The sequence below is a fragment of the Mesorhizobium sp. M0239 genome (assembly GCF_040321815.1).
Classification (GTDB): domain Bacteria; phylum Pseudomonadota; class Alphaproteobacteria; order Rhizobiales; family Rhizobiaceae; genus Mesorhizobium.
In genome coordinates, this window is record NZ_JAMYSG010000067.1 from 2,501 (window position 1) to 6,294 (window position 3,794).

At 52.9% G+C, this 3,794-nt stretch carries 2 rRNA genes; both read left to right on the forward strand.

Going from position 1 to position 3,794, the window contains the following annotated elements:
• The first annotated feature begins 362 nt into the window (after nucleotides 1–362).
• Nucleotides 363–3,184 (forward strand): 23S ribosomal RNA (locus NKI99_RS33175).
• 272 nt (nucleotides 3,185–3,456) lie between these two features.
• Nucleotides 3,457–3,571 (forward strand): 5S ribosomal RNA (gene rrf / locus NKI99_RS33180).
• Nucleotides 3,572–3,794 lie beyond the last annotated feature (223 nt).

Consider the following 3,794-nt stretch of genomic DNA (forward strand, 5'->3'; position numbering starts at 1 on the left):
GTAGAGATGAGGCGTCAGAGAAAAGTCATTCGTAAAAAGGTTTTGTGGTGAGCATGTAGCTTGCCGCTTGTTCTGTTTGACATTGTAAAGAGAAGATTTGTTCGAACTTCATGAGCTTGAAAAGGTTTGTGATTTGTCGCGGGAGACGCTCAATCTCCCGCATATGATGGGCTTGCCTAACCGCACCCTCGAACCGATCTCGAGAAGCTGGTCTTTTTGTGCCAATGACATCGAAGTTAGATCCCGCACAGGATCTGCTTCAGGCGACAATTCCTTTGGAATTGCGCGGATGCTGATCCCGTAAGGGAGAGGCTGAAGCGACAATCCTTCGGATTGCGCAGGTGGGCATTGGCAATGAGAACGATCAAGTGTCTTAAGGGCAATTGGTGGATGCCTTGGCATGCACAGGCGATGAAGGACGTGATACGCTGCGATAAGCTACGGGGAGGTGCGAATACCCTTTGATCCGTAGATTTCCGAATGGGGAAACCCACCTAAGGTACTTGGAAAATCAGAGCAGCCAGAAGGTCGCAAGGCTGACTTGCTGCTGTGGTTTCCAAGTATCGATAATAGGTAACTTACCCTGAATACATAGGGGTAAAGTGGCGAACGCGGGGAACTGAAACATCTAAGTACCCGTAGGAAAGGACATCAACCGAGACTCCGGAAGTAGTGGCGAGCGAACCCGGACCAGGCCAGTGGCGATTGAGAGACAAGCGGAACCTTCTGGAAAGTAGGGCCATAGTGGGTGACAGCCCCGTACGCGTAATGCAATCAATCGTCCTCGAGTAAGGCGGGACACGTGAAATCCTGTCTGAAATTGGGGGGACCACCCTCCAAGCCTAAGTACTCGTGCATGACCGATAGCGAACTAGTACCGTGAGGGAAAGGTGAAAAGCACCCCGACAAGGGGAGTGAAAGAGTACCTGAAACCGATTGCCTACAAACAGTGGAAGCCCAAGGTTCGTCCTGGGTGACCACGTACCTTTTGTATAATGGGTCAGCGACTTAGTGTGACGAGCAAGCTTAAACCGCTAGGTGTAGGCGCAGCGAAAGCGAGTCTGAATAGGGCGTTCAGTTCGTCGCATTAGACCCGAAACCGAGTGATCTAGCCATGAGCAGGTTGAAGGTAAGGTAACACTTACTGGAGGACCGAACCCATAACTGTTGCAATAGTTCGGGATGACTTGTGGCTAGGGGTGAAAGGCCAATCAAACTCGGAAATAGCTGGTTCTCCGCGAAATCTATTTAGGTAGAGCGTCGACCGAATACCCCAGGGGGTAGAGCACTGGATGGGCTAGGGGTCCTCACCGGATTACCAAACCTAACCAAACTCCGAATACCTGGGAGTACTAGTCGGCAGACACACGGCGGGTGCTAACGTCCGTCGTGAAAAGGGAAACAACCCTGACCTACAGCTAAGGTCCCCAAGTTATGGCTAAGTGGGAAAGGATGTGAGGATCCCAAAACAACCAGGATGTTGGCTTAGAAGCAGCCATCATTTAAAGAAAGCGTAACAGCTCACTGGTCTAAATAAGGGTCTTTGCGCCGAAAATGTAACGGGGCTAAAGCCATACACCGAAGCTTAGGGTTTGGTCCGCAAGGGCCAAGCGGTAGCGGAGCGTTCTGTAAGCTGATGAAGCCATACCCGTGAGGGGTGGTGGAGGTATCAGAAGTGCGAATGCTGACATGAGTAACGTAAGGGGAGTGAGAGACTCCCCCGCCGAAAGACCAAGGGTTCCTGCTTAAAGCTAATCTGAGCAGGGTTAGCCGGCCCCTAAGACGAGGCGGAAACGCGTAGTCGATGGGAACCACGTTAATATTCGTGGGCTTGGAGGTAGTGACGGATCATTGAGGTAGTCCAATCTTATCGGATTGAACGGGCTGCTGCGTGGTTCCAGGAAATAGCTCCTCCTTATAAACCGTACCCGAAACCGACACTGGTGGTCTGGTAGAGTATACCAAGGCGCTTGAGAGAACTATGCTGAAGGAACTCGGCAAATTGCACGCGTAACTTCGGAAGAAGCGTGACCCTTTTCTACGCAAGTAGAGGAGGGTGGCACAGACCAGGGGGTAGCGACTGTTTATCAAAAACACAGGGCTCTGCGAAGTCGCAAGACGACGTATAGGGTCTGACGCCTGCCCGGTGCTGGAAGGTTAAGAGGAGGGGTGCAAGCTCTGAATCGAAGCCCCAGTAAACGGCGGCCGTAACTATAACGGTCCTAAGGTAGCGAAATTCCTTGTCGGGTAAGTTCCGACCTGCACGAATGGCGTAACGACTTCCCCGCTGTCTCCAGCATAGACTCAGTGAAATTGAATTCCCCGTGAAGATGCGGGGTTCCTGCGGTTAGACGGAAAGACCCCGTGCACCTTTACTATAGCTTTACATTGGCATTCGTAGTGGCATGTGTAGGATAGGTGGTAGGCTTTGAAACCTGGGCGCCAGCTCAGGTGGAGCCACCCTTGAAATACCACCCTTATTACTATGGATGTCTAACCGCGGCCCGTTATCCGGGTCCGGGACAATGTATGGTGGGTAGTTTGACTGGGGCGGTCGCCTCCTAAAGAGTAACGGAGGCGCGCGATGGTGGGCTCAGAACGGTCGGAAATCGTTCGCTGAGTGCAATGGCATAAGCCTGCCTGACTGCGAGACTGACAAGTCGAGCAGAGACGAAAGTCGGTCATAGTGATCCGGTGGTCCCGCGTGGAAGGGCCATCGCTCAACGGATAAAAGGTACGCCGGGGATAACAGGCTGATGACCCCCAAGAGTCCATATCGACGGGGTTGTTTGGCACCTCGATGTCGACTCATCGCATCCTGGGGCTGGAGCAGGTCCCAAGGGTATGGCTGTTCGCCATTTAAAGCGGTACGTGAGTTGGGTTCAGAACGTCGTGAGACAGTTCGGTCCCTATCTGCCGTGGGTGTAGGAATATTGAAAGGATCTGTCCCTAGTACGAGAGGACCGGGATGGACGGATCTCTGGTGGACCTGTTGTGGCGCCAGCCGCATAGCAGGGTAGCTATATCCGGACGGGATAACCGCTGAAGGCATCTAAGCGGGAAACCCACCTTAAAACGAGTATTCCCTGAGAACCGTGGAAGACGACCACGTTGATAGGCCGGGTGTGGAAGAGCGGCAACGCTTGAAGCTTACCGGTACTAATAGTTCGATCGGCTTGATCGTTCTCATTCCTTATGCTCATCTGACAAAGTCAGATGTTCTCACTCACGCTTGTTCCGCCCTGCGGGCGGCGCTACGTGGGTGCGGCGCATCAGCGCCGACGGTCGGTCGACCTTGCGAAGCTTCGCTTCGAAAGGCGTCAGGATCCAAAGAACTGTAAAGGCACAAAAAGACCAGCGAACAGCTCAGAGAAAGCAGCAAATAGGGTCCCTATTCGCTACTCACTATTGGCTATTCGCTCAAAAAAGCTTCTCGAACAACGTGCGTTTTGCCGACCTGGTGGTTATGGCGGAGCGGCTGCACCCGATCCCATTCCGAACTCGGCCGTGAAACGCTCCAGCGCTGATGGTACTTCGTCTCAAGACGCGGGAGAGTAGGTCGCTGCCAGGTCTGCTAAACGCACGTTGATCTCACATCCAAATCGGATGTGAGAGAAATCTTCTCTTTATGAAATGGCCCGCCAAGGGATCACGGGCCGCGTAAGCGGCCCTTTCATTTGGTCAGCCATATACCTATCTGTAGGCCTCGGCTTACACAAAAAAGCAAGCAAGCGCTTGCTTAGGGACGCAAGCAAACGCTTGCTAAGGGAATGCAAGCAAACGCTTGCTTAGGG